The organism is Burkholderia sp. Bmkn7, from assembly GCF_041103175.1.
Taxonomy (GTDB): Bacteria; Pseudomonadota; Gammaproteobacteria; order Burkholderiales; family Burkholderiaceae; genus Burkholderia; species Burkholderia cepacia.
In genome coordinates this window covers 2,638,374-2,664,568 of the sequence record NZ_JBGCUH010000003.1, presented here as the reverse complement: position 1 = coordinate 2,664,568, position 26,195 = coordinate 2,638,374, and the positions used below count along the sequence as shown (strand labels likewise).

Here is a 26,195-nt window from a genome sequence, read left to right as displayed (position 1 = left end):
GACGGGGGAATAAAACAGGGGAGGATCGAGAGCCGGCGGACACCGGCCGAAGGGATTTACGCGTCGTTACAAAGCTGACGCGTGCGCGCCGCAGGGCGCGGCGCACACGCGGGCGCGGCGATCAGTCTTCGCGGCGCAGGTGCGGGAACAGCAGCACGTCGCGGATCGTCGGGCTGTCGGTCAGCAGCATCACGAGACGGTCGATGCCGATCCCGCAGCCGCCGGTCGGAGGCATTCCGTATTCGAGCGCGCGGATGTAGTCGGCGTCGAAGAACATCGCTTCCTCGTCACCTGCGTCCTTCTGCTCGACCTGCTTCTTGAAGCGTGCGGCCTGGTCTTCCGGATCGTTCAGCTCCGAGAAGCCGTTCGCGATTTCGCGGCCGGTCATGAACAGCTCGAAACGCTCGGTGATGCCCGGCACCGTATCCGATGCGCGTGCGAGCGGCGACACTTCGACCGGGTAATCGATGATGAAGGTCGGCTCCCACAGCTGCGCTTCGGCCGTTTCCTCGAACAGCGCGAGCTGCAGTGCGCCGGTACCCGCGTTCAGGAACGCCGGCTGCGACACGTCGACACCGAAGCGCTTCAGTTCGGTGCGCAGGAACGCGTCGTCCGACAGCTGGCCGTCGGTGTAGTCCGGTGCGTACTTCTGGATCGCCTGCGTGATCGTCAGTCGATGGAACGGTTTCGCGAGGTCGAGCTCGCGGCCTTGGTACTGGATCGTCGCGGTGCCGAGCGCATCGATCGCCGCCTGGCGGATCAGTTGCTCGGTGAAGTCCATCAGCCAGCGGTAGTCGGTGTACGCGGCGTAGAACTCCATCATCGTGAATTCCGGGTTGTGACGCGGCGACACGCCTTCGTTCCGGAAGTTACGGTTGATCTCGAACACGCGTTCGAAGCCGCCGACGATCAGGCGCTTCAGGTACAGCTCCGGCGCAATGCGCAGGAACATCTGCATGTCGAGCGCATTGTGATGCGTGACGAACGGCTTCGCCGCCGCGCCGCCCGGGATCGGGTGCAGCATCGGCGTTTCGACTTCCATGAACTCGGCGTTGTCCATGAACTTGCGGATCGACGCGATCGTCTTCGTGCGGGCGCGGAACGTGTCGCGCGTTTCCGGCGTGACGATCAGGTCGACGTAGCGCTGGCGGTAGCGCATTTCCTGGTCGGACAGGCCGTGGAACTTGTCCGGCAGCGGGCGCAGCGCCTTCGACAGCAGGCGCAGCTCCTTGCACTGGACCGACAGCTCACCCTTGTTGGTGCGGAACAGCACCCCGCGCGCGGCGACGATGTCGCCGAGGTCCCACTTCTTGAATGCGTCGTAGGTTTCCGCGCCGACGTCGTTCGGCGTCACGAAGAACTGGATCTGGCCCGACCCGTCCTGCACCGTCGCGAAGCTCGCCTTGCCCATCACGCGCTTGAGCATCATGCGGCCGGCCACCGACACCTCGACCGGGTTCGCTTCGAGCGCGGCCTTGTCCGAGTCGGCGAATTTCGCCTGCAGGTCGGCTGCGTGGTGCTCGGGCCGGAAATCGTTCGGGTAGGCGACGCCTTGCTCGCGCAGGGCGCGCAGCTTCTCGCGGCGCTCCGCGATGATCTGGTTTTCGTCCGCGGTGACGGCGGGCTGCGTTTGGGTCGGTTCGGTCATGATGGTCGGAATTCGGAGTGGGTGCGGCAACGCAAACGGGGGAAGGGCAAGGGGGCGCGGCCTGGCCAGGCCGCGCCGCGGCGCTTACACGCCCTGTTTGAGGCTCGCGCTGATGAAGTCGTCGAGGTCGCCGTCGAGGACGGCTCTCGTGTTGCTCATTTCGACGTTCGTGCGCAGGTCCTTCACGCGGCTCTGGTCGAGCACGTACGAGCGGATCTGATGGCCCCAGCCCACATCGGTCTTGCTCGATTCGAGCTTGTCCTGTTCGGCCTGGCGCTTGCGCATCTCGACTTCGTACAGGCGCGACTTCAGCATTGCCATCGCTTCGGCGCGGTTGCGGTGCTGCGAGCGGTCGTTCTGGCACTGCACGACGATACCGGTCGGCATGTGCGTGATCCGCACCGCGGAGTCGGTCTTGTTGATGTGCTGGCCGCCCGCGCCCGATGCGCGGTACGTGTCGATGCGCAGGTCGGCCGGGTTGATCTCGACCTCGATCGAGTCGTCGATTTCCGGATAGACGAACACCGACGAGAACGACGTGTGGCGGCCGCCCGACGAGTCGAACGGCGACTTGCGCACGAGGCGGTGGATGCCCGTTTCGGTGCGCAGGAAGCCGTATGCATATTCGCCCGAGACCTTGACCGTCGCGTTCTTGATGCCGGCGACGTCGCCGTCGGACTCTTCGAGCACTTCGGCCTTGAAGCCCTTGCGCTCGCAGTAGCGCAGGTACTGGCGCAGCAGCATCGATGCCCAGTCGCACGCCTCGGTACCGCCGGCGCCGGCCTGGATGTCGATGAAGCAGTTGTTCGGGTCGGCCGGGTTCGAGAACATCCGGCGGAACTCGATGTCGCCGACGCGTGCCTCGAGCTTCGCGGCGTCTTCTTCCGACGCGATGAGGGTGTCTTCGTCGCCTTCCTCGCGGGCCAGCTCGAACAGGTCGAGCGCGTCGCGCAGGTCGCCATCAAGCGCGGTGAGCGTCGTGACGACGCCCTCGAGCAGCTTCTTCTCGCGACCGAGCGCCTGGGCGTTCTTCGAATCGTTCCAGACGTTCGGGTCTTCGAGTTCCTTGTTGACTTCGGTCAGACGCGCAGCTTTGGCGTCGTAGTCAAAGATACCCCCGGAGCTCGCCCGCGCGATTGCGCAGGTCGAGCAGGGAGCTTTCGATCGCGTTGAGACGTTCCGCTTCCATGATCGCTCGCTATTCTTGCTTCGTAAAAAAGCGGAATTATAGCCGATCGGCAGGGTTGCCCGGTGACGCAAACGGTGCTCGCACGCGTACCGCGGCCCCGTCCGGCGCGGCGCGCATGCATCGGCGGGCGTCGCGGGCCGGGCGGCCCGCGCTCAGCCGGCCGCGTGTTCGACGATCAGCTGGACGCGCGTGACGCCGTTCCACGTGTCGGCGACGAGCCGGTACGCGACCAGCGCGCTTTCCGGCAGGGGCTCCGTGTGGTTGAACCAGATCGCGTTGAAGCGCTGGCGGCCGCGTGCAAGCTGCAGTTTCAGGTGCTTTTCCTTCACGAGCGACTGGGACACGACGTCGAATTCGCCCGAGAAAAGCGGGGCCGGAAAACCTTGCCCCCAGACGGCCTCGTCGAGCAGCCCGACGAACTGCGGCGTGAAGTACGCGTCCTCGAGTTCGCCGTCGGTCTCGATCACGCGGGCGAGCGCGTCGTCGGACAGCCATTCGCGCGCGACCGCCTCGAACGCGGCGGCGAAGCGCGGCACGTTCTCGGTGTCGAGCGTGAGGCCGGCCGCCATCGCGTGGCCGCCGAACGCGACGATCAGGTCCGGTTCGCGTTTCGACACGAGGTCGAGTGCGTCGCGCAGGTGGAAACCCGGGATCGACCGACCCGAACCCTTGACCCGCTTGCCTTCGTCGTCCGCGTGCGCAAACGTGAACGACGGGCGGTGGAATTTTTCCTTGAGCCGGCCGGCGACGATGCCGATCACGCCCTGGTGCCACTCGGGGTTGAAGAGGGTGATCGTGCACGCGTCGGCCGGGTCGACGTCGGCGAGATCGGCGAGCGCCTGCTGCTGCATGCCGGCCTCGATCTCGCGGCGCTCGCGGTTCATCACGTCGAGCTGCTGCGCCAGGTCCCAGGCACGGCCGATGTCGTCGGTGATCAGGCACTCGATGCCGAGCGACATGTCGGAGAGCCGCCCGGCGGCGTTCAGGCGCGGGCCGAGGCCGAAACCGAGGTCGAAGCCCGATGCCGTGCGCGCCTCGCGCGCGGCGGCGCGGAACAGCGCGGCGACGCCCGGCTGCATGCGGCCGTTGCGGATGCGCTGCAGCCCCTGCGCGACGAGCACGCGGTTGTTGCCGTCGAGCCGCACGACGTCGGCGACGGTGCCGAGCGCGACGAGGTCGAGCAGGCCGTCGAGGCGCGGCTCGGCTTCCTTGCTTGCAAAGGCGCCGCGGCGGCGCAGCTCGGCGCGCAGCGCGAGCAGCACGTAGAACATCACGCCGACGCCGGCGAGGTGCTTGCTCGGGAACGCGCAGCCCGGCTGGTTCGGGTTGACGATCGCGCGTGCGGCGGGCAGTGCGTCGCCGGGCAGGTGGTGATCGGTCACGAGCACGTCGATGCCGCGTGCGTTCGCGGCCTCGACGCCCGCGACGCTCGCGATCCCGTTGTCGACGGTGATCAGCAGGTCGGGCTTGCGCGCGGCGGCGAGTTCGACGATCTCGGGCGTGAGGCCGTAGCCGTATTCGAAGCGGTTCGGCACCAGGTAGTCGATCTGCGCACCGAACATCCGCAGGCCGCGCACCGCGACCGCGCAAGCGGTCGCGCCGTCGCAGTCGTAGTCGGCGACGACGAGCAGGCGCCGCTTGTCGGCGATCGCGTCGGCGAGCAGCGACGCCGCGTCGGCGCAGCCTTTCAGCTCGGTGGGCGGGACGAGCCGCGCCAGCGCGGTCTCGATGTCGGCGGGGGACTGCACGCCGCGCGACGCGTACAGGCGCGCGAGCACGGGATGCAGGCCGTGGCGCGCGAGCGCTTCGGCGTCGGCGGGCGCGACGGGGCGGGTAACGATCCGGGTCATACGGGGTGTGCTTGTTGTTATTCGAACAGGGAGGCCAGCGCGCGGCGGCGCCAGAACTTGCGCAGGTCTGAGCGCGTCGCACGCAGCGTCACGGAACTCGTGTCGCCGCACAGCGTGAAATCGACGCCCGCCAGCTCGCCGTTCCGCAGCGCGGCGAGGGCCGGCGCGAACCAGTCGCGCTCGAGCGCGGCGAGTCCGTCGTGCCAGCGCGCCCAGTCCTGCTCGATGAACGGGGTGGTCAGCGCCGGCAGTTCGACGAGCGTCGCGCCGTCGGCAGCGGGCAGTGTGCCGAATGCGGCGGGCACGCCCGAGGCGTCGATCCGCGCGGCACGTGCAAGGCCGAGCGCCGCGGGCGATGCGGACAGCACGCGCGCGAACGGCTGGCCGACCGGTTTCAGCGTGCCCTGCGCATGGAACCAGATCGAGTTGACGGCCGGCAGCCCGCGCGCTTCGCGCGCTTCGTTGACCGGGTGCTGGAACCAGGCCATCTGCACTTCGTTCTGCAGCTTCATCCACATCCGCGAGCGTTCGCCCGTATGCGCCTCGTGCGGCAGCCAGATTTCGATGTTGCGGCCGCTCGCGCGCAGCGGCGCGGCGCCGGCGAGCCGGGCGAGCTGCTCGCTCGACAGGTACCAGCGTGACGGGTTCGGCGCTTCGAGCCGTACGCCGAGCTCCTCGATCAGCGGCCGGGCGACCGCGAGCAGCGCGGCCGCGTCGCCGTCGTCGAGCGCAAGGGCCGCCGGATCGACGAGCACCAGGTGATCGTGCGCGATTTCGACGTGCACGGGCTCGACGCAGGCCCAGGCCCGGGCGCCCGGATCGCCGCCGTCCGCCAGCAGCATGTAGGGCGCGAGCGGCGCCTCGTCGGCGGCGTTGCCCTGGGTCGCGCCGAACTGGCGGGCCAGCCAGCGCTCGTGCGGCAGCGTGCGCTGGAAGTCCTCGCCGGCCACGCGCTCGACGAGGCTCGCGCGGGCGAGCAACTTTTCGAGCGCGGGGCTGTCCAGCGTGTGCAGGGACGAGGCCGCATCGGCCGCCGACGGCAGCGCGAACGGAACGAGAAAATGGAGGCGTCGGTCGTGCATGATGGTGCGCATTGTATGGCAAACCTACGCACCCTTAGAAATCAAGGACTTATAAGCGGGGCTGTAGCAGCCGGTACAGGTTGGTGTTACAGCGAATGTAGGTGCAAATGGTAGCACGCGGGAGCTGTACTACTGCTCCTCGTCGTCACGGTCGATACCCCATTCCTCCGGCGTCATCGTTTCCCATCCCGTAGACCGCTGGCCGACGCCCCCGGCAATCTGCCATTCGGCCTCGCGTATTTGGCCCTCGTGTAGCTTTATGTAGAGCTTGATTGCGTCCCTCACTACGTCCGCCGTGGACTTCCCGGTAACACGATAGATGAGGGCCAACTTGTCTAGGTCCGCAGTTTCAACGCGCACGTTTAGCGGGCGAGACGGCGGACCCTTGGGGCGACCCATGGCCATGACTTTCTCCGTTACGAAAAGTACATTTTCTCATAAGTCAACGGAATAGTGTTGTATAAAAGCAACTGATATGTAAATATCTTGCGAGTATTGAAAAATATACTTTCCGTAGCCAGAAAGTCGGGATATGCTCCGTCCTGTAGTCAGCCACACGGAACCGGTGAGCTACCGCAGCAGACCCCGCGTTAAGAGTCTTGACCGCTTTGACTCCGGCCCGACCAAGCCGCGACGAGTGCGAGGGCGATGTAGTTATCCAAGGGTGTTCCACGAGCGCCTTTCGATAACTACTGGGAGTATCGGTGACGGCAGCAGAGAAGCGAAAAGCCTATTGGGAGAAGGTTAGGCAGCACCAAGCGACCGCCTCATCCGTGCGACGCAATGCAGCCGGCACGAGGCAGTACAAGGGACCAGAAAAGATCGACCACGCAAACAGCGCCACGCGGACCTACATCAAGTCTCACGTGTAGTCAGCGGTAGACAGGAGCAGAACGGAAATGACGAACACAAACAATTGTGCGCCTAGCGCGCTCCATATCACGCTGAAGGACCACACGGACGCCGCATGCAAGCTCGTGATTCTCGCCCTCCGCGATTACGGTTTTCGCATCTTGCGGCAGACCAAGCGCGGCGGCGTCATCACGGCTCATGTTCGATACTGCGCCAGTGACATGGCGGAGGCCCTGGGCGAACTAGCCAAGATTGTCCCGGTCGATCCTGCTATCAAGGCGGAACTGTTCATTCTGTCCTGAACTATTTAGGACTACATCTCGGGTCGGCGTCTCATTTGAGGCGGCCGGCCCTTTTGTTTGGCCGTTGGTATTACCTACAGAGGAGGGCAATGATTCCAACGAACGAGATACAGCCACGGATGAAACGCACTACGGCAAGCGAGCCGTGTGCGATGACGTTCAAGGTCCGGGCTGACATGCGCAGAGCTATCCGCATGCGCGCCGTAGAGGAGGACGTGGACGTATCCGAGCTTATCCGGCGGGTGCTAACACGCTATTTGAGTGAGCCATGCAGGAAGACGGGCGGCGCATGAGGAAATGGCTATCCCGCATCCTCGGTAAGTCATCCGAGCCGGAGTCGTTGCGTACCAACTCATACCGCGTTTCACTTGGCGGTGGGGTGACAGCGGTATTCCACTTCGAAGACAAGCCATCGTTTGATCCAAGCGCGCCGATTGTCTTTGTCACGGACCCCGAGCCGCCGAAGGAATAACGAGCTTGAACGTAGGCGGCCCGCCTTAACTCGGTCTACGGGCTGACCGGTACAAACAAGGCCGGAACTATTCAATCTATAAAATAAGGATTACAAAGTATGAACGCAGCAATTCTTTCGAAACTCACCCCCGCAGAGCAAATTGGATTTGCTATCGCAAAGTCTCTCCCTAGTGATGTTCGTAAAGCTCGATTCCCGGTTGTAGCTAAGGCACTCGACCTGATCGACACACACGAAAAGAAGACCGAGACATACCGGGAAGCGGGCATGCTGGCAGAGCAGCCGCCGCTAGGCAACCTGGAAGTTATCGAAGCAATCCACGAGGGACGACGTGACGTCCAAACTGTCAAGGCGCTCCACGCTGCGCGGTTGGCCGGCGACCGGGACGCTATGGTGGAGTGGGCGGAGAAAGGCGGCGTGGTGAAATCATCGGTTGCGCCGCTCGGCAACACGACACCGAACCTCGTCTATCCGCGTCAGGCCCAGGGCGTTACGTCGCTCGTTCCGGTCGTAACCAAACCGCTTGTAACGATGCTTGCCGAACTTGGCGCGCCGCAATTGCCTCCGGAGGTGCGTGTGCTGACTCAGGCCGCATTGCTGGCCGCGTCGGAGGTCGCCGAGGGAAACCCGTATCCCGGCGCAGCCCCGGGCGCGGATTTCGTTCTGAACGGTACACGAAAGTTCGGCCTGATTCTCGCGTTTTCCGATGTGCTGCTTAACGCGGATAACGAGGGGAACGTGATTTCCTTCGTGCAAACCAACCTCGAAAACGCCGCAAATAACGCGATCGATGCCGCGATGGTTACGAGCCTGACGACGGCGGCGGGAACGGCGCAAACGACGGTCAACGCCGCCTTTGATAGTTTTCATGGTGATCTGCGCACCGCATGCTGGGTAGGGAATCCGCAAACCCTTGCGAAGCTCCGTAGCGCACAGGAGCAAAACATCGGACCACGAGGCGGCACTTTCTACGACCTGCCGGCACTGGCCGTACTGGCGATGCCTGAGGGGCTGCTGTTCCTCGTGGATGCGCAGCGCACCGCCGTTTTCGATGGCCCTCAGATTATCGAGCGAAGCAACGAGGCCGATATCGTGATGGACACGGCACCGAGCGGTAGCAATACCACGGTAACGCGCCTGTTCCAGACGAACCAAACGGCCTTCAAGATTACGCGGTACGCCGACTACAAGCTTATGGTCAATCCGGTGGCCGTTACCGTAGCCTAACGATAACGGAGCGGGTATGCCGCTCGCTCCAATTTAATAAGTAATCCATATGGGTATCATGGGAAAAATTTTCACTCCGAAGCCGCCGCGTAGCCTCGCGGATCACGTTCAAAGTGGTGGGGCGGTTCATTACCACTTTGCGCAATCCGACTACATGCGGTGCCCGGATGGTAGCGTCAAGTACGTTGGATCGAGTCCGCCGCCGACTCTGGAAGCCGCTGTAGCGCGGATTAAAGCAGAGGTGGCGGAACTGCGTGGGAAAGCGGTCTCTAGTGCTCGAAGTCAGCGTGATCTGCGTAAGCTCATCGCACGTCAACAGGAAGTAACAAGCAAGGCCAATGCGCATCTGGAGCGCATGGCAATGCAGGCGCGAGCCGGCGTTATTGACGCGGCGGCCGTGGACGAGCCGCACCGTACCGCACAAGCTGCGCGCGAAGTTGGACGCGCACTTGACAGGGAACTTGCTGAGCGCATGAAGGCTGACGAAGCAGCGGAGCAATTGGCCGCGCTTGTAAATGACCTGAGCGTGTGAAGCCCGCAAGGCGCTATAGGTTCGCTTTATCGCGGCAAGCGGTGAAGCGACTCCACCAGTTGCGGGAGGAGACCGGATACACCGCAGCCAACGAGTTTAGACGTTTAGTCTACTGCCTCATTGAAGACACGGGGCCTAAGTTCGAGGTGTCCAGCAGCAGGACGAGCTATACCTACAGTGTGACGATGACCGCTGAGCAGTACGCCGGGTTGGTTATCGTGGCCGCGCGCTACGGCGTGCCAAAAGAATGTATCGGGGAGATGGTGCTTAGCTATTACCCGAAGGATTGCTAATCTAAGAGGATTGACTATGTACGAAATGAACAAGAATGTTACCGAGTTGCAGGCAGAGCTTGAACGCGAACGCGAGCTTTTCCGTATCGCAGTCGCTACAGGTACGGACGGCAGTGCGCATGCCCGCCGTTACGAAGAAATCCAGCGCAAGCTTACCGCCCACCCGGCGGAGGCAGCTTGAGAACCAATCCGCTGTTGATCGAGCTAGCCCAGGCAGTAGGCATTCCGACCCAGCGACGCGGCGCAAAGCGGCCGGTACAGCTTACGAGCACTGAGCTACGCCTAGCAATCGCTAACCGGTGCCTGGGGCTGACCTCCGGCCCGGTGCCGATTCAGCGTATGGACAAGGCCGCCGATGTAGATAACTGGCTCGCTACCGCTGTAGTGGCGAACTTCCGGGGGCGGCTCGGTTGGTTGCATCAACAAGCACAAACCGCACTCCGTAAAGCCAACGAGGCTAGGGCAGCCGAAGCGGCTGCATGGGAACAGGCCCGCAAAGCACGTACTCCCGGTAGAAACCGTAACGTGGCGCGCCGTAAAGCTATGGATGCGATCGAGCAAACACAGTGCGAGTGGCGGGAATGGTTGGAAATCGTCCGCGTGTCCCTCGACATGATCGAGCTTGAGCGCGACATGACCGCAGCGGGCTATGACCTTAGCGAAGTCGAACGGGGCAGTAGGGCAGATAGCCATAAGGCGATCCAGGCCGAAATGGATAGACGTAAAGCCGCCCAGGCAGCACTCTTCGGAGCTGGGCATGGCGCGTAAGAGCAAGGCGGACCGGATCAACGAGGTACTACGGCTCAACCCCGCGCTTAGCCGGAATGATCCGCGTATCTCTGAGCTGATCGACGCTGAGGCGCTACTCAGAAAGGCCCAGCGAGCCGCTATGAATGCACCCGTTACCGTGGAGACCAGGAACGGAGGCACGAAGCGCAGTCCCGAGCTTATCGCCGTGGAGAGTTCTAACGCCGCTGTACGACGACTCCGTAACGACCTAGGCATAGACAGGATCAACGTTAAACGCAGTGAGGCTGCGGGCATCAAGGTTAAGCGTAGCCCGGAAGCGGACAGATTGCTTAGCCTCTACGGAGCCGATTACTGTACGCACCGGGTTTTACTGCCGGGACTGGCTGCATTCCTGACAGCCCACGGTATCGCACCGGATGACATGCCTGAGCATAGCCGGGAAGCGTTCGTGAGCGACGTAGCAGAGCAAGCGCAGCTAGTGGACGGCATCAGGGACCGCATCAAGGGAACCTAGCAGCGGGGACCGAGGACGGGGCAATAAAGTGCGTGTTTTTACACCTATGGATTTTGGTAGTTCGTGCAGAGATAGGCCATAAACCGGCCGATTTATGTGCAAATCCTAGCCTTTTGCCCGTTTGGTCCCGCTCACAAATTTTAATTCCGCTTTGGGCCGTTATTTCGACAGGGACCAGTCGGTGTCACGACCTTTTGCCCTCCGCATTTTACCTATCCCGCCCCCGTATCCATAGGGAATCCCTAACCCCTGGTAGTACCTAATAAGTAAGGAGTGCGACCTATAATGCGTAGACCGGACTATGACAGGTAGACGTAGACCAGGGGAGCACAAGCAGATAGCCAGCTTGGATGAGGGCGGGTACGACTTAGCTCTAGATCGGAGGATCAGAGTGTTGATTTCCACCGAATCTTGACCCACCGTTTTCATCTAAATCTGACCCACCCCGAGACAGCGTAGTACATCTATTCCGGTGTGGATAACTCCTCACTGCCTGCTGCTTTTGCTGCTCTCTTTCTGGTTGCCTTCGCCTTGGCAGAACTGGACTTGAAGCGCCAGGATTCATTGCCCGTTTCGACGATGTGGCAGTGATGGGTAACGCGGTCCAGCAGCGCCGTCGTCATCTTTGCGTCCCCGAACACGGTCGCCCACTCGCCGAAGCTGAGGTTGGTGGTGATCGCGACACTCGTGTGTTCATACAGCTTCGAGAGCAAGTGGAACAGCAATGCGCCACCGGTCTGGCTGAACGGCAGGTAGCCCAGTTCGTCGAGGATCACCAGGTCGACGTACATCAGCTTATGGGCGATCTGGCCTTGTTTGCCGATGGACTTCTCCTGCTCCAGTGCGTTGGTCAGCTCGACGGTCGAGAAGTAGCGCACTCGCTTGCCGTGGCGCTGCACGGCCTCAATTCCGATCGCTGAGGCGAGGTGCGTTTTGCCGGTGCCGGGGCCACCGATGAACACGACGTTGTGTGCGCTTGCGAGGAACGACAGGTCACTGAGTTCTCGAACCAGCGCTTCGTCGACGTGCGCCTGCGCGAAGTCGAAGCCCTTCAGGTCGCGGTGAGCCGGGAAGCGAGCGGCGGTCATCTGATAGGCGATCGAGCGCACCTGTCGCTCCGCCGTCTCAGCCATCAGCAGCTGCTTCATGAAGCGCTCCGGGTCGAACTCCGTGTGACGCGACTGCGCCAGCAGCTCTGGCCAGGTGCTCGCCATGCCATGCAGTTTGAGCCCCTTGAGCTGGGCGGCGATGTCGTTAGACATGACGGTCCTCCGGTGGGTTGGCGCGCAGGGTTTCGTAGCGGCTCACGTCGGCGGCCGGCTCTTCGGTAAGCTGGAGTTTCGTCGTCGCGAGGTTGGTGCTCGTGGTGGGTGCCTTCAACCGGCTCAGCACGTTCAGAACGTGCTCCCCACTGGGGCGTCCCGAGTCCAGCGCTGCCTGCACGGCAAGCAGCACGGCATCGAGTCCGTGTTCGCGCACCGCGGCGAGCACCTGCGTCATGATGCGATCACCTCCCGGGTGCTTCAGTAGGTGCCGCTGCAACTGCTGCAGCGGCTGTGGCATCGTGACGAACGGAGCACCGTTGCGCAACGCGCCGGGTTTGCGCTCGACCAGCGTGATGTAATGGCGCCAGTCGTAGAAGGTCATGTGCCGCTCGAAGCTGCGTTCGTGGCGTGCGATCTCCTGGGCGTCGGCGACGACGCTGAGATATGCCGGATAGCAGCGCACGCTCACCAGCTGGTTCGTGTACTCGGTGGGCACGCTGTAGCGGTTGCGCTGGAAGTGGATGAGGCTGGTCGACGACACCCGCAGCGTCTGCTCGACATAGCCGTCAAACGGGCGTGGATTGGGCATCAGCCTGGTGCGCTCGTCCTGCAGCACGTCCTCGACCGTCAGCTCGGGCCACTGCGGGTGCCGCATCTGCCAGGCCTGACGACACTGGCCCGCGACCCATTCGTTCAGAAGCTCCAGCGTTTCCCAGCGTCGTAGCGCAGCCTCGTGCCAGATCTGGCGGCGCCGGTCCTGCACGTTCTTCTCAACGATGCCCTTCTCCCAGCCGGCGGCACGGTTGCAGAATTCCGGCTCGAACAGGTAATGGCCGCACATTGCCTCGAAGCGGGCGTTAACCGCGCGCTCCTTGCCGCGGCCGACCTTGTCCACGGCGGTCTTCATGTTGTCGTAGATGCCGCGGCGCGGAACGCCGTCAAACGCGGCGAATGCGCGGGCGTGCGCATCGAACAGCATCTCGTGACTCTGGGTCGGATAGGCGACCAGCCAGAACGCCCGGCTGGCATTGAGCTTGACGTGGGCGACCTCCAGGCGTCGCCGCAACCCGCCGATGAAGGCGTATTCGCAGCTCCAGTCAAACTGAAATGCTTCACCGGGTTCGAAGGCCAGCGGTACATAGGCCTTCCTGCGCGGGGCTTCAGCCTGCTCCTCGTGCCAGCGTCTCACGAAGGCGCTGACGCGGCCGTAGCTGCCGGCGTAGCCCTCGCCGCGGATGGCCTCGAACATGAACCGGGCCGTGCGCCGGTCACGCTTCGGGCGATGGCTGTCCGCCCGCAGCCAGCCCGTCAGCTGCGCGGCCCACTCGTCGACGACGCTCGGGCTGACGCGCTTCGGGTACTTCGGCTCAACGGCATCCGTTTGCCGAAGCCAGCTGCGCACCGTGTTCCGGGACAGGCCCGTGCGCCTGGCAATCTCGCGCAGCGGGACCTTCTCGCGGAAATACATCCGCCTGATCTTGGCCAATATGCCCACCGTGATCACCTCTGTATCCCCTGCTCAAAGATTGAGCAGGGCATTCAATCACGTGGGTCAAAATTCGATGAAAATTACTGCCTCAGGTGGGTCAGTTCTGCGTGGACATCAACAGATCAGAGCACAGGCGAGACTAACCGGGCAGTCGATAGGTAGCTGCTCACCTAAAGCTAATGTCCCTTGGTCGATTTCCTGTTACAGCTACAACGCCAGAGATAAGCACAAGAGGATAGAGCAGTCGCTACCTACTCGGTATGAGATAGAAGCTATGCAACGTGTGTTGGCTGCAAGTAGGTCGAATGATGCTCTGCCGAGAAACATTGCCCGATCTATAAGCAGTCTTGCTACTAGCTTGGCTCTAGATAATCTACTCCGTGCGCAGCGGACTAGACCTATTGGGGTTGAGGTTGCTAAGGCATTAGAGCTTATCCATTCCCGGTTTCATAAGAGACTGGATGCAACGAGCCTTGCGGATACTGATGTTCCTTACTAGCTAACTAACCCGGTCTGTATCCGCAGCATACCAGGAGATATTTCAATGTCTCTCCATCCCCGTAACCTCCCCTTAGGACGACCACGGCCTGACAAGGGTTTCCGGGCGTCTGCTCAAAATATAGGCAGCGTATATCAAGGCTGAGCGGGCAGCTCGAAGGATGCGCGGCCCTTCGTTGTAAAAAATTTTTCCACCTATTAATTATAACTTTGGAGGAGGTCAAAACTTGGCGTACAAGTACCTCAAAAATCGGGAAGATTTGTTCGATGTGCTGGCACCGACGATTGATGAAACCGTGCGCTACCGAACAGCTATGTGCCTTACTGAGCTACACGGAACGGCCCCGAAAGACTTACATAAGATCGTAATGGATGCCGCCGAGCATGCCGTAATTTCGGTGGTCCTAGATTTTACGAAAGGTAATCAGGCTCTTGCGGCGGAGTACCTCGGTATCAGTAGACCGACCTTGAGAGCGAAGGTTAGATTGAATCAATGATTAAGGATATTCAAATAATTGGCAGATAAACAAGTTAACGTCAGAGTCTCTGCTGACGCAACAAGCTTCAATGCCGCGTTGGACAGCGCACGCGACCGAATCACAAAGTACGCAGAGCAGACCGGGCGAACGAGGCAAGTTCTCGACACGTTCCAGCAGGCACTAGACGAATCCGGCGCGGCTACGGCTAAGCAGGTTCAGCAGATTGCAAAGGCGACCATGCAGCTAGACCGCATGGCGCAAACTGCGGGTAAGACACAGGCAGAGCTTGCGGCACTCAAGGCCGAACAACTCGGGGCCGGGTCCGCGTTCGAGGCATACACAAAGACTATTGCGAACGCAACGAGCCATACGCATGAGTTCTCGGCGGCAATGCTGAAGAACAAGGGCGTACAGCGCGAAATGCTTGTGCTCATGCACGAGCTTTCGCAAGGGCGATATAAGCAGTTCGGCGGCTCAATGCTCGTTATGGGTGAGCGTAGCGGGTTCGATCTTACGTCGCTGTTCAAGGGCGGGGCACTAGCGGCCACTGCTGCGGCTGCGACTATCGGCGCAACTATCGCGGTCGTACACCATGCAGCAGAAGAACTTGAGAACTACGGCAAAGAGTACGTAACGCTCTCGCAGCAGACCGGCATTAGCATGCAAAACTTGCAGCAATGGGCGTACGTAACTGAGTCCGCCGGCCTGAAAGCTAACGAGGCCGCAAAGAGCTTGGAGGCGTTCGAGCAGGCGCAGAATAAGGCCGCCCACGGCAACAAGCAGGCCGAGGCCGCATTTACCGCGCTCGGTATCTCCATGCAGCAAGTTAAGGCATTGTCCCCGCACGATGCGTTGCTCGCGGTTGCTGATGCGTTTTCAAAGTCCCAAGACGGCGCAGCTAAGGCCGCTATCGCGCAAGAGTTGTTCGGGCAGTCCGGTGAGCAGCTTATCCCCACGCTCAACCAGGGCGCGGACAGTATCCGCAACCTGGAGAATGAGGCTAGCCGACTCGGGGGTGTTCTCTCCGACGACGTGAACAAGCGCCTCGCGGAGATGAAGGAGCACACGGAGCAAGCGCACGCGCGCTGGGACGCGATGGCCCGGGGTGCTAAGGCGCAGCTCGTGCCCTCTATCGAGGCGGTAACGGGTGCGCTCTCAGACAACGCGTCAATGAAACCCGTTTTGGAGGACTTCTATAAGGGAGTCGTGGAGGTGTTCCGAACGGTCACGACCGCCGCATACGGCGTCTACACGGCGTTTAAGCAAGTGGGCGACGGTATCAATATGCTATCTCAGGCATCGAACCACTTAGGGCAAGGGAAGTTCGGCGCGGTTGTCGATGACTTCAAAAACGGATTCCATACGATTGAGGACGATGGCAACCGGTTCGTTAACTTCTATACGAAGGTATGGAGCGACGTTGCGGCGGCTAACGAAGCGGCCGAAAAAGCCGCTCCTAAGCGTCAGCTCAGTTACGCCAAGGTTCGACAAGGCGGAAGCCGTGGCAACGAGAATGCCCTTAACGGTCAGATTGCGCAGTACGAGACGCAGCTAAAGCAAATCGACCAAGCCCGACAGGAAGCGTTGCAGACGGCCAAGTCCGACTTTGATACTGGAGCACTCACGTACCAGGACTACTACGCTAAGGTCGTCAAGATCAACACCGACGCATACGGAAAAGAGGAGGAGCTACAGCGTAAGCGCATCGAACTCGCGCAGCAGAAGCGCAACATTGCAGCCGCGCAGACCGCACAGCAAGAGCTAGACCGTATCGAGCACGAGCACGTAAAGGCGATTGCCAATGCTATTACCGCGATTGCTAAGGAATACGAAAAGAGGGAGCAGTCTTTCGCAAAATTCCAAGCGCATCAAGCCAACGGTACGGCAAAACTTGCGCTCGGATTGGACGCGTCTAACAAGACGCCGTTTATGAGTCGGGACGATGCGGGGAAGTATTCCGTATGGCTCAAGCTATGCGAGAAGTACGAGCAGGATAAGCAGGCGATCCGGGACCAGTACCCGGACGAGTCTGACGCCGCCGAACGAGCGCGCCGATTGCAATCCGTCGTTCAGGGCTATACGGATCGGCTCGCAGAGTACGAGGCGTACGAGCGGCAGCGCAATCAAATCCGCAATTCGTATAGCGATCAAATGAGCATCGCCGTAACGAGCCTCACGGCCAACGGCAAGACCAACGCGGAGGCGTTCGCGGGAGGATTTACCCAAGCGTTCGGGCAGGTACAGAGCGCAATGGATAAATTTGTTACCACGGGCAAGCTCAACATGGCTGACCTGACCGCATCGATTCTCGCGGACTTCGCGAAGATCGCGGCGAATCAAGCGTTCTCGTCGTTGGTTGGTATTGGCATGGGTGCTCTTGGGCTTGGGGCATCTACGGCCGGCGCTACGAGCTTCGCGGGCGCGTTCCACCTCGCGGACGGCGGCCACGTCACGGGGGCCGGTACGGCTACGAGTGACAGCATTCCCGCCATGCTCTCCAATGGCGAATTTGTCGTGAACGCGTCTAGCACCTCCCGCTATCGCGGACTGTTGGAGTCGATCAATTCCGGCCAAATGTCTCATTTCGCCACCGGCGGTTACGTCGGGTCTAGCGGCGGCAGTTCGGGCGGCTCCGGAAGTGGCGGCGACGTACATATGCACGTCCAGGGCGGTGGCGGTTGGTCTGCCGAGGACCTTAAGGCGATGCAAGCACATATGCAGGCGTTCGTAGATCGGCGCATGTCGCAGAACATGCGAGGCCAAGGCGGCTACGCAGCTCAAATCAAGTACGGACAAATCTAAGGGAGGGGTTCCGGGTACACGAAATCTGTCAATAGATTAGGAAAACTATTGAAATATACAACCTCGATTAGTATGGAGCTTTGGTGCTAACCAACGGCGAGGTTGTATGGAACCTATCAAGGCGAATCCGGACGACGTAAATTTGTCGGTTTTCGATGCAAGGAAGCTGCGGGAGGCTGTCAAGGCAATTCAAGAGCAACCCAGGCTCAATTGGTGGGAACTGCTGAAGCTGGAGCACGAGCGGGACATGCTTATGGCGCGCTTCGATGAAGTCACGACGATGATGCGGCCACTGGAAGAATCTTACGTGCGCACGCGCCGCAAACTCGGCCCTAAGAGCTATGACCCGACAGAGGATAAGGCGTTACAAGATGTCAACAAAGCTGGAACCGCCCGACACGAGGAGTTGCTTAAGCGGATCGAGCCGTTACACGCAACGGGGAAGAAGGCAGTAGCGGCTCGTAATGCTCGTGATTACTTGCACTTAGTGCTGGCGGAGTGTTTGAAGTTGGCCGATTTGATTACTCACTCTCGAACAATAGAGAAGGGCGAGCAGCCAAAGGTACGGTCATCCACTAACCCCACGGAGGACCTATGACCGAGGTAGACGTACTGAATACCGCTATAAAGGCTGTAGAGATTTACGCAGCCCGCCACCCGCGTCCGCCGCATGTCACCATTACCCAGGCGGCCGAAATGCTGGGGAGGAACCGTAGCACCGTAACGGCTATGCTGTCACGCTATCGAATCCCGCTCAACGCCTGCGGGCAGATTCCGATAGAGAGCGTCGATAGGCTGTTGCTTTCGATTGACCACAACCGATCCTGAGTTTTTTTCGGACGTCAAGAGTTGCGGCTTAGGTCGCAATCCTGCATGCCCGGAACGTCGAACTTGCTGATTGCCACCACAAGAGGCCGCAGCGGGTAGAACTCTCCGCCGTATCCGCTCGATGCGGACCCGTCGCTATGTCCCTGTAGCGCGTCCGCAACCTCACGGCTAATTCCGTGCGTGCGGCATACGTCCTTAAACAGGTGGCGGAAGCTATGGAATGTCATACGCCTGTCCGTTACTTTGCACACGTTGCGGAGGTAGTCTCCGAACCACTTACCCCAGGTGGGCGATACGCGTCCGTGCCTGTCCGGGGCTAGATCGAATAGGCGGCCTTGGTCGCGCCGCGAGGCGACATACTCAAGGAAGCCAAGCCGGATAAGTTCCGCGTGCAACGGAATGCGGCGAACGCTCCCGACGTTCTTAACGCGTTGTCCCTCAGACTCGTCGTTCACGAACCGGATGCACCAATGCCCCGATTCCTCGAATATGTCGGTGGGGGCGAGCTGGCAAAGCTCCTCAATGCGCGCGCCCGTGTACAGGCCGAGCAGGGGGACCCAGTACGCAGCTTCCCCCGCACCTCGGACGGGTCGCATCCCCTCGGTATAGACCGGGCTGGAGAATATCGCCTTAACGGCGCTCTCGTTGAACGAGACACGGGACTTGTCGGTGCGCTTTACGACGACTGTTACTCGGGGGATGGGGGCCGGGATGAGCATGCTATCGGCCGCATAATTCATTAGCGTAAAGAACTGGCCCACGTACCTGTTCACGCTTGACGTAGCGAGGCCGGATTCCAGCAGCTTCTCTTTGAACGAGACGACGTGCTGACGTGTGACGGACGGGAGAGGGATACGCCCGACGTGCTCGTAGAACCGACCTACAACGAGATTCATTTGTTCAACGGTTCCGCCGGTAGGCTGGCGCTCCTTGGCCCATCGCTCAACGAGGGCCGCCAGGGACAACGCGGAAGCCCCCGGAGCGGCCGCCGGGGCAGATGTATGGGGTAGCGCCGGGAGTGTCCCGGGAACCGCACCCACACGGCGCAATGCCTCCGTGTATGCGGCTACCTGTCTCTCGTGCATTTCCCGCCGGCGTGCCTCTCGGGCTACCTGCCGGTCGTGTTCCTCATACTGCTCCTCTAGCGGCTGGGCGAATTCGTCGGCGGCCTCGTGCATAGCGAGTTCTGCCTCGTCGGCCTGTTGCTGGGTAATCGTCACATATTGCGGGTGGGGCGTAGCTTTTCGGGGTGGGGTACCGAGAAGGGCGGCGCGGGCGGCGTCAAACTCCCGGTCAATCTGTACGCTGGCCTCCCGGACAATACGCCGGGCTTCTGCCGGGTCGGCCGTGCCAAGGGCGCGCACAATTTCGCGCTTGCCTAGGTGCTCAACAAGGTCGGCGGGAACTTTGCGGCGGACATAGTATCTAGAGCCCCGTCGCAGCAAATGATTTGTCATGGTGTCACCCTCGGTGTATGTAACACCGGCCACAACGCCCCGTAAGTCCTTGTCGGACAAGGTTTTCCCCGAAAATCAAAGGGTTAAGTGTAGCACGCCGGTTTATGGCAAACTGCGCGCGTGATCGGGCCGGCTGACGGCCCGTTCGCGTCCGGCGGCCGTTTTTCGACCGTGCCCGGGCCGGTGTCCGCCACCGGGCGGCGGTCCGGCCGCGGGGTGCCTCCCCGCCGTAACCAGCAGAAAGGATTCGCTTGAAACTTCCGTACGAATGGCAGATCGGCTGGCGCTACACGCGCGCCGGCAAACGCACGACCGGTAACGGCTTCATTTCCTTCATCGCGCTCGTGTCGATGCTCGGGATCGCGCTCGGTGTCGCGGCGCTGATCGTCGTGCTGTCGGTGATGAACGGCTTCCAGAAGGAAGTGCGCGACCGCATGCTGTCGGTGCTCGCGCACGTCGAGGTGTTCTCGCCGACGGGCTCGATGCCCGACTGGCAGCTGACCGCGCAGGAAGCGCGCCGCAATCCGTCGGTGATCGGCGCGGCGCCATACGTCGACGCGCAGGCGCTGCTCACTCGCCAGGACGCGGTGAGCGGCGTGATGCTGCGCGGTGTCGAGCCGACGCTCGAGCCGCAGGTGTCGGACATCGGCAAGGACATGAAGGCCGGCCAGCTCGCCGCGCTCGTGCCGGGCCAGTTCGGCATCGTGCTCGGCGATGCGCTTGCCGGCAACCTCGGCGTGACGGTCGGCGACAAGGTGACGCTCGTCGCGCCGGAGGGTTCGATCACGCCGGCCGGCATGATGCCGCGGCTGAAGCAGTTCACGGTCGTCGGCGTGTTCGAGTCCGGGCACTACGAATACGACAGCACGCTCGCGATGATCAACATCCGCGATGCCGAGGCGCTGTTCCGGATGGCCGCGCCGACCGGTGTGCGGCTGCGGCTGAAGGACATGCAGAAGGCGCCGGACGTGGCGGTCGAACTGTCGCATACGCTGTCGGGCAGCCTGTACATCCGCGACTGGACCCAGCAGAACAAGACGTGGTTCTCGGCCGTGCAGATCGAGAAGCGGATGATGTTCATCATCCTCACGCTGATCATCGCGGTGGCCGCGTTCAACCTCGTGTCGTCGCTCGTGATGACGGTGACCAACAAGCAGGCCGACATCGCGATCCTGCGCACGCTCGGCGCGCAGCCGGGGTCGATCATGAGGATCTTCGTCGTGCAAGGCGTGACGATCGGCTTCGTCGGCACGGCGTCGGGCGTCGCGCTCGGCTGCCTGATCGCATGGAGCATCCCGTGGCTGATTCCGATGATCGAGCACCTGTTCGGTGTGCAGTTCCTGCCGCCGTCCGTGTACTTCATCAGCGAGCTGCCGTCGGAACTCGTCGCGAGCGACGTGATCCGGATCGGGCTGATCGCGTTCGCGCTGTCGGCTGTCGCGACGCTCTACCCGAGCTGGCGCGGCGCGAAGGTGAAGCCGGCGGAGGCCCTTCGCTATGAATGATCGCGCGACCGCATTTGCGGATTCACGACAACACAACAGACAGGATTCGGCAGGTATGCAGGAATACGTGCTTCAGGCGCGCGGGATCACGAAGGCGTTCGTGCAGGGCGGCTTCAACGTGCAGGTGCTCGACAATACCGAGCTGACGGTGCGGCGCGGCGAGAAGCTTGCGGTCGTCGGCGCGTCGGGCTCCGGCAAGAGCACGCTGCTGCACGTGCTGGGCGGGCTCGACGAGCCGAGCGCGGGCGAGGTGTCGCTGCTCGGCAAGCCGTTCACACAACTCGCCGAGCGCGAGCGCAACGAATTGCGTAACCGTGCGCTCGGTTTCGTCTACCAGTTCCATCACCTGCTGCCCGAGTTCACCGCGCTCGACAACGTCGCGATGCCGCTGCGCATCCGCCGGATGACGACCGAGGCCGCGCGTGCCGAGGCCCAGGCGATGCTCGAGCGCGTCGGTCTCGGGCCGCGGGCGAAGCATCGGCCGGGCGAGCTGTCGGGTGGTGAGCGGCAGCGCGTCGCGATCGCGCGCGCGCTGGTCACGAAGCCTGCGTGCGTGCTCGCCGACGAGCCGACCGGCAACCTCGACGGCACGACGGCCGATACGGTGTTCAACCTGATGCTCGAATTGTCGGAAACGCTCGAAACGAGCTTCGTGATCGTCACGCACGATCCCGATCTCGCCGCGCGCTGCGACCGCATCATGCGGCTGCGCGACGGCGTGCTGCACGAGGAGCCGGCGTTGCCGGTGTAAGTGAACGCCGCTGGCCGGTGCCGGGTTCGTCCCGGCGCGGCGCCAGCGTGCTGGAACATCGCCATGTGGATCGATACGCACTGCCATCTCGATGCCGCCGAGTTCGACGCCGACCGCGATGCGGTCGTACAGGCGGCGCACGCGGCCGGCGTGTCGCGCATCGTGATCCCGAGCGTCGGGCGCGACAACTTCACGACGGTGCGCGAGCTTGCGCAACGCACGCCGGGCGCGGTTTACGCGCTCGGCATCCATCCGATGTACACGCCGCGCGCACGCGACGAGGATCTCGACCTGTTGCGCATGGAAATCGAGGCGAGCCTCGACGATCCGCGCTTCGTCGCGATCGGCGAGATCGGACTCGACTATTTCGTGCCGGGGCTCGACGACGCGCGGCAGCAGTTCTTCTACCAGGGGCAACTGAAGCTGGCGCGCGAATTCGACCTGCCCGTGCTGTGTCATGTGCGCAAGTCGCAGGACTGCGTACTGGCCGGGCTGCGCCGCTTCGGCGTGCGGCGCGGCATCGCGCATGCGTTCAACGGCAGTTTTCAGCAGGCCGAAGCGTATCTCGCGCATGGGCTGCATCTCGGCTTCGGCGGCAACGTGACGTTCACGCGGGCGCTGCAGATCCGCCGGCTCGCGGCGCAGTTGCCGCTCGATGCGATCGTCGTCGAGACGGACGCGCCCGACATCGCGCCCGAATGGGCATACAAATCCCGCAACACGCCCGACCAGGTGCCGCGCATCGGCGACGTGCTCGCCGAACTGCGCGGGATCGACACCGGCGCGCTCTCCCTATGCACTTCGGCTAACGCGCTCGCCGCGCTGCCGCGACTCGCCCTTTCGTCCGCATAATCGTTGCCGGAAGGCGCCGTATTCGCAATGGCGGCGCCGGATCGACGAGGAGGGGCGATGCGCGTGTGGTGGATCGCGTTCGCGCTCGGCGTGGTCGTACTGCAGCGGCAGGCGACGCTGCCGGGTGCGTTCGCATGGACGATCGGTGCGGCCGTGCTCGCGGGCTGCGTGATCCTGGGCGCATGGTGCGTGCGCCGCCGGCGTATGCGCATGACCGTCGCGCTCGGATGGATGCTTTGCGCGCTCGCGGCCTGCGTCGCCGGATTCGGCTACGCGGCCGCGCGGGCCGAATGGCGGCTGGGCGACAGCCTGCCCGTCGAGTGGGAAGGGCGCGACATCGTCGTCACCGGTGTGATCCGGGGGTTGCCCGTGGTCGACGACACGGGTGCGCGGCTGCTGTTCGCGGTCGAGTCGAACGATGCGGGGCTGGCCCGTTTCCCGCCGTTGATCCGTCTGTCGTGGCGCGCGTATGACGCGGCCGCGACGCGCGACGCGCTGCCCGATCTGCGCGCCGCGCAGCGCTGGCGTTTCGTCGTGCGCCTGAAGCGCCCGCATGCGGAATCCAATCCCGGCGCGCGCGACAGCGAGGCGGCCTGGCTTGCCGCGGGCATTCGCGCCGTCGGTTACGTCAGCGCGCCCCGGCGGGCGGTATTGCTCGATGCGCGCGCGTCGGGATGGCGTGCATCGATCGATCGGCTGCGCGACGTGCTGCGCTCGCGTATCGGCGAGACGCTCGGCGGCGACGCCGGCCATCGCGGCATCGTCGCCGCGCTCGCGATCGGCGACCAGTCGGGCATCGGCGACGACGACTGGCGCGTGCTGCGCAACACGGGCACGAGCCACCTCGTCGCGATCTCCGGCCTGCATGTCGGGCTCGTCGGCGCGATCGCGGGCGGGCTCGTGTCGATGGTCTGGCGCCGTCTGCGGTGGCGCGCGCGGGCCGCGCCGCTCGTGTTGCCGGCGCCGTACGCGGCCGCGCTCGCCGCGCTGACGGCCGCGGCCGGTTATGCGGCGCTCGCCGGCTTCAACGTGCCGGCGCAGCGCGCGTGGTGGATGATCGCGGGCGGCGGCATCGCGTATCTGGCCGGACGCAGCGTCCCGACGTCGGCGGTGCTGTGCGCGGCGCTCGGCGGCGTCCTGCTCGCCGATCCGTGGGCGGTGCTGTCGGCCGGGTTCTGGTTGTCGTTCGGTGCGGTTGCCGTGATCCTGCTGGCGGTTGCCGGCTGGCGCGCCGCGCGCGAGGCCGATGCGGAAGGCGATGACGGTGACGAAGGCGACGGCCTGGCCGGCTTGTCGAGCCGGTTGCGCGCGTGGGGTGCACGCGCCGGGCGCCGCATCGCCGAGGCCACGCGCGTGCAGTACGCGGTGACGATCGGCCTCGCGCCGCTGACGGCCGCCTGGTTTGCGCAGATATCGCTGTCGGGCCCGTTCGGCAATGCGTTCGCGATTCCCTGGGTCAGCTCGGTCGTGACGCCGGTCGTGCTGGCCGGCATCGCGCTGCCGGCGCCGTTCGACGCCTATGCGTTCCGGCTTGCGCACGCGGCGCTCGAACCGATGATGACGTTATTGGGATACCTCGCCGACTGGCCGGCCGGCGTGTTCTGGTTGCGCATGCCCGACTGGCCGGTGCTGGCGCTGGCCTGCGTGGGCGTCGCATGGGCGCTGATGCCGCGCGGCTGGCCGCTGCGCTGGGCTGCGCCGCTCACGTGGCTGCCGCTCGTCGCGCCGGCAGCCGATGCGCCGCCGCCGGGCGGTTTCCGGCTGACCGTGCTCGACGTCGGGCAGGGCGCGTCGGTGCTGGTGGAGACCGCCCGACGGACCTTGCTGTTCGACGCGGGACCGGGCGAGGAGTCGACGCATGCCGGTGCGCGGATCGTCGCGCCGGCATTGCGCTCGCGAGGCATCGCGGTGATAGATTCGCTCGTGCTCAGTCACGCGCACGCCGATCACGCGGGCGGCGCGCCGGCCGTCTATGCGGCTGCCGACGTGCGCCAGCTGCTGGCGGGCATTCCGCCGACGAGCGGGCTGTGGCGCGATGCGACGGCCGCCGGCGTTGCCGACCGGCTGCCGTGCGCGGCCGGGCAGCGCTGGACCTGGGACGGCGTGGTGTTCACGATGCTCTGGCCATCGGGCGGTCCGGGCGCGGGTTCGTCGAACGGGCAGTCCTGCGTGCTGCGTATCGACGCGGGCGGGACGTCCGCGCTGCTGACGGGCGACATCGAAGCGCCCGTCGAACGCCAACTCGTGGGCACTGCGCGCGACACGCTGGCCGCGCAGATCCTGGTCGTTCCGCACCACGGCAGCCGCACGTCGTCGGTCGAGCCTTTCCTCGATTCGGTCGGGCCGCGCGTCGCGGTATTTCCTGTAGGCTATCGCAATCGTTTCGGGCATCCGCACCGGGCGGTTCTCGCACGTTACGAGGCGCGCGGGATTCCGCTGCCGCGCACCGATCGCGACGGCGCCGTGCGGTTCGACGTCGCGCCGGCCGACGGCGGGTTTGCCTTCGAGCGTCATCGCGACGTCCGGCGGCGATACTGGATGGATCGGTGATCGCGGCAAGGGCCGCGTCAATTCCGGTCGACAAGGGAGACATCGGCGTTTGAAGGACATCCTCCATTTCTCGCATGCGAACGGCTTTCCGGCGTCGACGTACCGCACGATCTTCGCCGAACTGGCCGACGACTACGAGCTGCGCTACATCGAACGGATCGGCCACGACCGCCGCTACCCGGTGACGCGCGACTGGCCGCATCTCGTCGAGCAACTGCTCGACGACATCGGCAGCCGCTACGAGCGTCCCGTCTGGCTCGTCGGCCATTCGCTCGGCGGCTACCTGTCGCTGATGGCTGCGCTGAAGAAGCCTCAATGGGTGCGCGGCGTCGTGATGATCGATTCGCCGATCATCGCGGGCTGGCGCGCCGGCGCATTGCGTGCGAGCCAGTGGGCGGGGCTCGACGAGCGGCTGTCGCCGGCCGCCGCGACGCGTAACCGGCGCACGCGCTGGACGAGCCGCGACGAAGTGTGGCGGCACTTCCGCGAGAAGCCCGCGTTCGCGCGCTGGGACGAGCGGATGCTCGCCGACTACATCGACTACGGGATCCCGCAGGCCGGCGCCGACGGCGAGCGGGCGCTCGCGTTCGACCGGCAGGTCGAATACCTGATCTACCGGACGCTGCCGCACACGCTCGGCCCGAGGCTCGCGCACGGCGCGCCGGTGCCGCTCGGTTTTCTCGCCGGCACGCGTTCGCGCGAGGTGCGCCAGGTCGGGCTCGATGCGACGCGCCGCGCGGCGCGCGGCCGCGTCGAATGGCTGGAAGGCAGCCACCTGTTCCCGATGGAGCGGCCGCTCGAGACGGCCCGCGCATTGCAGCGGATGCTGAATTCGCTGAAGGCGGCCGAGGGAGGCATGTCGCAGGGCAGCGCCCCGCTCGCGAAGCACGCCTGACGCCCGGCCGGGTGACCGGGCCGCGCCGCCAGTGTGTGCGGCTGCGCCGGCCGGCGGGGGGGCTTCGCCCCGGCGCCCACGGCTGGTGCGGGGCGGCACGAAAGGGCGCGATC

Annotated in this window: 22 protein-coding genes; 14 read left to right on the top strand and 8 right to left on the bottom strand. The window is 63.5% G+C overall.

Going from position 1 to position 26,195, the window contains the following annotated elements; translation table 11 throughout:
• Nucleotides 1–121 precede the first annotated feature (121 nt).
• The 5 genes from lysS to AB3K92_RS33955 all read right to left on the bottom strand — a co-directional run bounded on the left by lysS (nt 122) and on the right by AB3K92_RS33955 (nt 6,174).
• The gene (lysS, locus tag AB3K92_RS33975) at nt 122–1,648 is read right to left on the bottom strand and encodes a lysine--tRNA ligase (protein WP_021157678.1); all 1,527 of its coding nucleotides are present in this window, start codon (nt 1,646–1,648) and stop codon (nt 122–124) included.
• Nucleotides 1,649–1,732: 84 nt separating this feature from the next.
• Nucleotides 1,733–2,837 (bottom strand): peptide chain release factor 2 gene (prfB, locus tag AB3K92_RS33970; RefSeq protein WP_099318679.1). Its coding sequence is split into 2 segments (ribosomal slippage): nt 1,733–2,755 and nt 2,757–2,837, totalling 1,104 coding nucleotides; the frame shifts between segments, so codons are not numbered across the junction.
• 152 nt (nt 2,838–2,989) lie between these two features.
• Nucleotides 2,990–4,687 (bottom strand): single-stranded-DNA-specific exonuclease RecJ, encoded by a 1,698-nt coding sequence (gene recJ, locus AB3K92_RS33965; protein WP_021157680.1) that lies wholly within the window; start codon nt 4,685–4,687, stop codon nt 2,990–2,992.
• Between the two features lie 17 nt (nt 4,688–4,704).
• A complete protein-coding gene (locus tag AB3K92_RS33960; RefSeq protein WP_155627578.1) occupies nt 4,705–5,769 on the bottom strand; it encodes a regulator in 1,065 nt (354 codons plus the stop codon).
• Nucleotides 5,770–5,898: 129 nt separating this feature from the next.
• Nucleotides 5,899–6,174, bottom strand: a complete 276-nt coding sequence (locus tag AB3K92_RS33955; protein WP_369466649.1) for a hypothetical protein — start codon at nt 6,172–6,174, stop codon at nt 5,899–5,901.
• Nucleotides 6,175–6,668: 494 nt separating this feature from the next.
• On the opposite strand from AB3K92_RS33955, the gene AB3K92_RS33950 reads away from it, so the two are divergent.
• The 6 genes from AB3K92_RS33950 to AB3K92_RS33925 all read left to right on the top strand — a co-directional run bounded on the left by AB3K92_RS33950 (nt 6,669) and on the right by AB3K92_RS33925 (nt 10,711).
• Complete coding sequence (locus AB3K92_RS33950) at nt 6,669–6,923, top strand: hypothetical protein (RefSeq protein WP_369466648.1); 255 nt, start codon at nt 6,669–6,671, stop codon at nt 6,921–6,923.
• A 571-nt stretch (nt 6,924–7,494) separates the two neighbouring features.
• Nucleotides 7,495–8,622, top strand: coding sequence for a hypothetical protein (locus AB3K92_RS33945; protein WP_369466647.1), 1,128 nt, complete (start codon nt 7,495–7,497; stop codon nt 8,620–8,622).
• 58 nt (nt 8,623–8,680) lie between these two features.
• On the top strand, nt 8,681–9,154 hold the full coding sequence (locus AB3K92_RS33940; RefSeq protein WP_155629128.1) for a hypothetical protein: 474 nt from the start codon (nt 8,681–8,683) through the stop codon (nt 9,152–9,154).
• A gap of 309 nt (nt 9,155–9,463) precedes the next feature.
• Complete coding sequence (locus AB3K92_RS33935; RefSeq protein ID WP_155629127.1) at nt 9,464–9,628, top strand: hypothetical protein; 165 nt, start codon at nt 9,464–9,466, stop codon at nt 9,626–9,628.
• Nucleotides 9,629–9,786: 158 nt separating this feature from the next.
• On the top strand, nt 9,787–10,215 hold the full coding sequence (locus AB3K92_RS33930) for a hypothetical protein (RefSeq protein ID WP_369466646.1): 429 nt from the start codon (nt 9,787–9,789) through the stop codon (nt 10,213–10,215).
• A complete protein-coding gene (locus AB3K92_RS33925; protein ID WP_369466645.1) occupies nt 10,205–10,711 on the top strand; it encodes a hypothetical protein in 507 nt (168 codons plus the stop codon). The genes AB3K92_RS33930 and AB3K92_RS33925 overlap by 11 nt, the downstream gene beginning before the upstream one ends.
• A 464-nt stretch (nt 10,712–11,175) precedes the next feature.
• Here AB3K92_RS33925 and istB read toward each other — a convergent pair whose 3' ends face one another.
• Both istB and istA read right to left on the bottom strand, forming a co-directional pair.
• Nucleotides 11,176–11,973, bottom strand: coding sequence for an IS21-like element helper ATPase IstB (istB, locus tag AB3K92_RS33920; protein ID WP_175223704.1), 798 nt, complete (start codon nt 11,971–11,973; stop codon nt 11,176–11,178).
• The gene (gene istA, locus AB3K92_RS33915) at nt 11,966–13,471 is read right to left on the bottom strand and encodes an IS21 family transposase (protein WP_213309336.1); all 1,506 of its coding nucleotides are present in this window, start codon (nt 13,469–13,471) and stop codon (nt 11,966–11,968) included. The genes istB and istA overlap by 8 nt, the downstream gene beginning before the upstream one ends.
• 719 nt (nt 13,472–14,190) lie before the next feature.
• On the opposite strand from istA, the gene AB3K92_RS33910 reads away from it, so the two are divergent.
• The 3 genes from AB3K92_RS33910 to AB3K92_RS33900 all read left to right on the top strand — a co-directional run bounded on the left by AB3K92_RS33910 (nt 14,191) and on the right by AB3K92_RS33900 (nt 17,842).
• Nucleotides 14,191–14,460, top strand: a complete 270-nt coding sequence (locus AB3K92_RS33910; protein ID WP_369466644.1) for a helix-turn-helix domain-containing protein — start codon at nt 14,191–14,193, stop codon at nt 14,458–14,460.
• Nucleotides 14,461–14,478: 18 nt separating this feature from the next.
• Nucleotides 14,479–17,244, top strand: a complete 2,766-nt coding sequence (locus AB3K92_RS33905; RefSeq protein WP_369466643.1) for a phage tail tape measure C-terminal domain-containing protein — start codon at nt 14,479–14,481, stop codon at nt 17,242–17,244.
• 106 nt (nt 17,245–17,350) lie between these two features.
• Complete coding sequence (locus AB3K92_RS33900; protein WP_369466642.1) at nt 17,351–17,842, top strand: hypothetical protein; 492 nt, start codon at nt 17,351–17,353, stop codon at nt 17,840–17,842.
• A gap of 244 nt (nt 17,843–18,086) precedes the next feature.
• Here the strand turns inward: AB3K92_RS33900 and AB3K92_RS33895 are convergent, their stop codons facing one another.
• Nucleotides 18,087–19,589 (bottom strand): DUF6538 domain-containing protein, encoded by a 1,503-nt coding sequence (locus AB3K92_RS33895; RefSeq protein WP_369466641.1) that lies wholly within the window; start codon nt 19,587–19,589, stop codon nt 18,087–18,089.
• A gap of 191 nt (nt 19,590–19,780) precedes the next feature.
• Here AB3K92_RS33895 and AB3K92_RS33890 point away from each other — a divergent pair, with 191 nt between their 5' ends.
• The 5 genes from AB3K92_RS33890 to AB3K92_RS33870 all read left to right on the top strand — a co-directional run bounded on the left by AB3K92_RS33890 (nt 19,781) and on the right by AB3K92_RS33870 (nt 26,082).
• Nucleotides 19,781–21,034: a lipoprotein-releasing ABC transporter permease subunit gene (locus tag AB3K92_RS33890; RefSeq protein WP_369466640.1), complete on the top strand. Its 1,254-nt coding sequence runs from the start codon at nt 19,781–19,783 to the stop codon at nt 21,032–21,034.
• Between the two features lie 55 nt (nt 21,035–21,089).
• Nucleotides 21,090–21,785 (top strand): lipoprotein-releasing ABC transporter ATP-binding protein LolD, encoded by a 696-nt coding sequence (lolD, locus tag AB3K92_RS33885; protein ID WP_034195750.1) that lies wholly within the window; start codon nt 21,090–21,092, stop codon nt 21,783–21,785.
• A gap of 63 nt (nt 21,786–21,848) precedes the next feature.
• Nucleotides 21,849–22,637 carry a TatD family hydrolase gene (locus AB3K92_RS33880; RefSeq protein WP_369466639.1) on the top strand — a complete coding sequence of 263 codons (789 nt, stop codon included), beginning with the start codon at nt 21,849–21,851 and terminating at the stop codon, nt 22,635–22,637.
• Nucleotides 22,638–22,694: 57 nt separating this feature from the next.
• On the top strand, nt 22,695–25,187 hold the full coding sequence (locus AB3K92_RS33875; RefSeq protein ID WP_369466638.1) for a DNA internalization-related competence protein ComEC/Rec2: 2,493 nt from the start codon (nt 22,695–22,697) through the stop codon (nt 25,185–25,187).
• 49 nt (nt 25,188–25,236) lie between these two features.
• Nucleotides 25,237–26,082, top strand: coding sequence for an alpha/beta fold hydrolase (locus AB3K92_RS33870; protein WP_060058539.1), 846 nt, complete (start codon nt 25,237–25,239; stop codon nt 26,080–26,082).
• Nucleotides 26,083–26,195 lie beyond the last annotated feature (113 nt).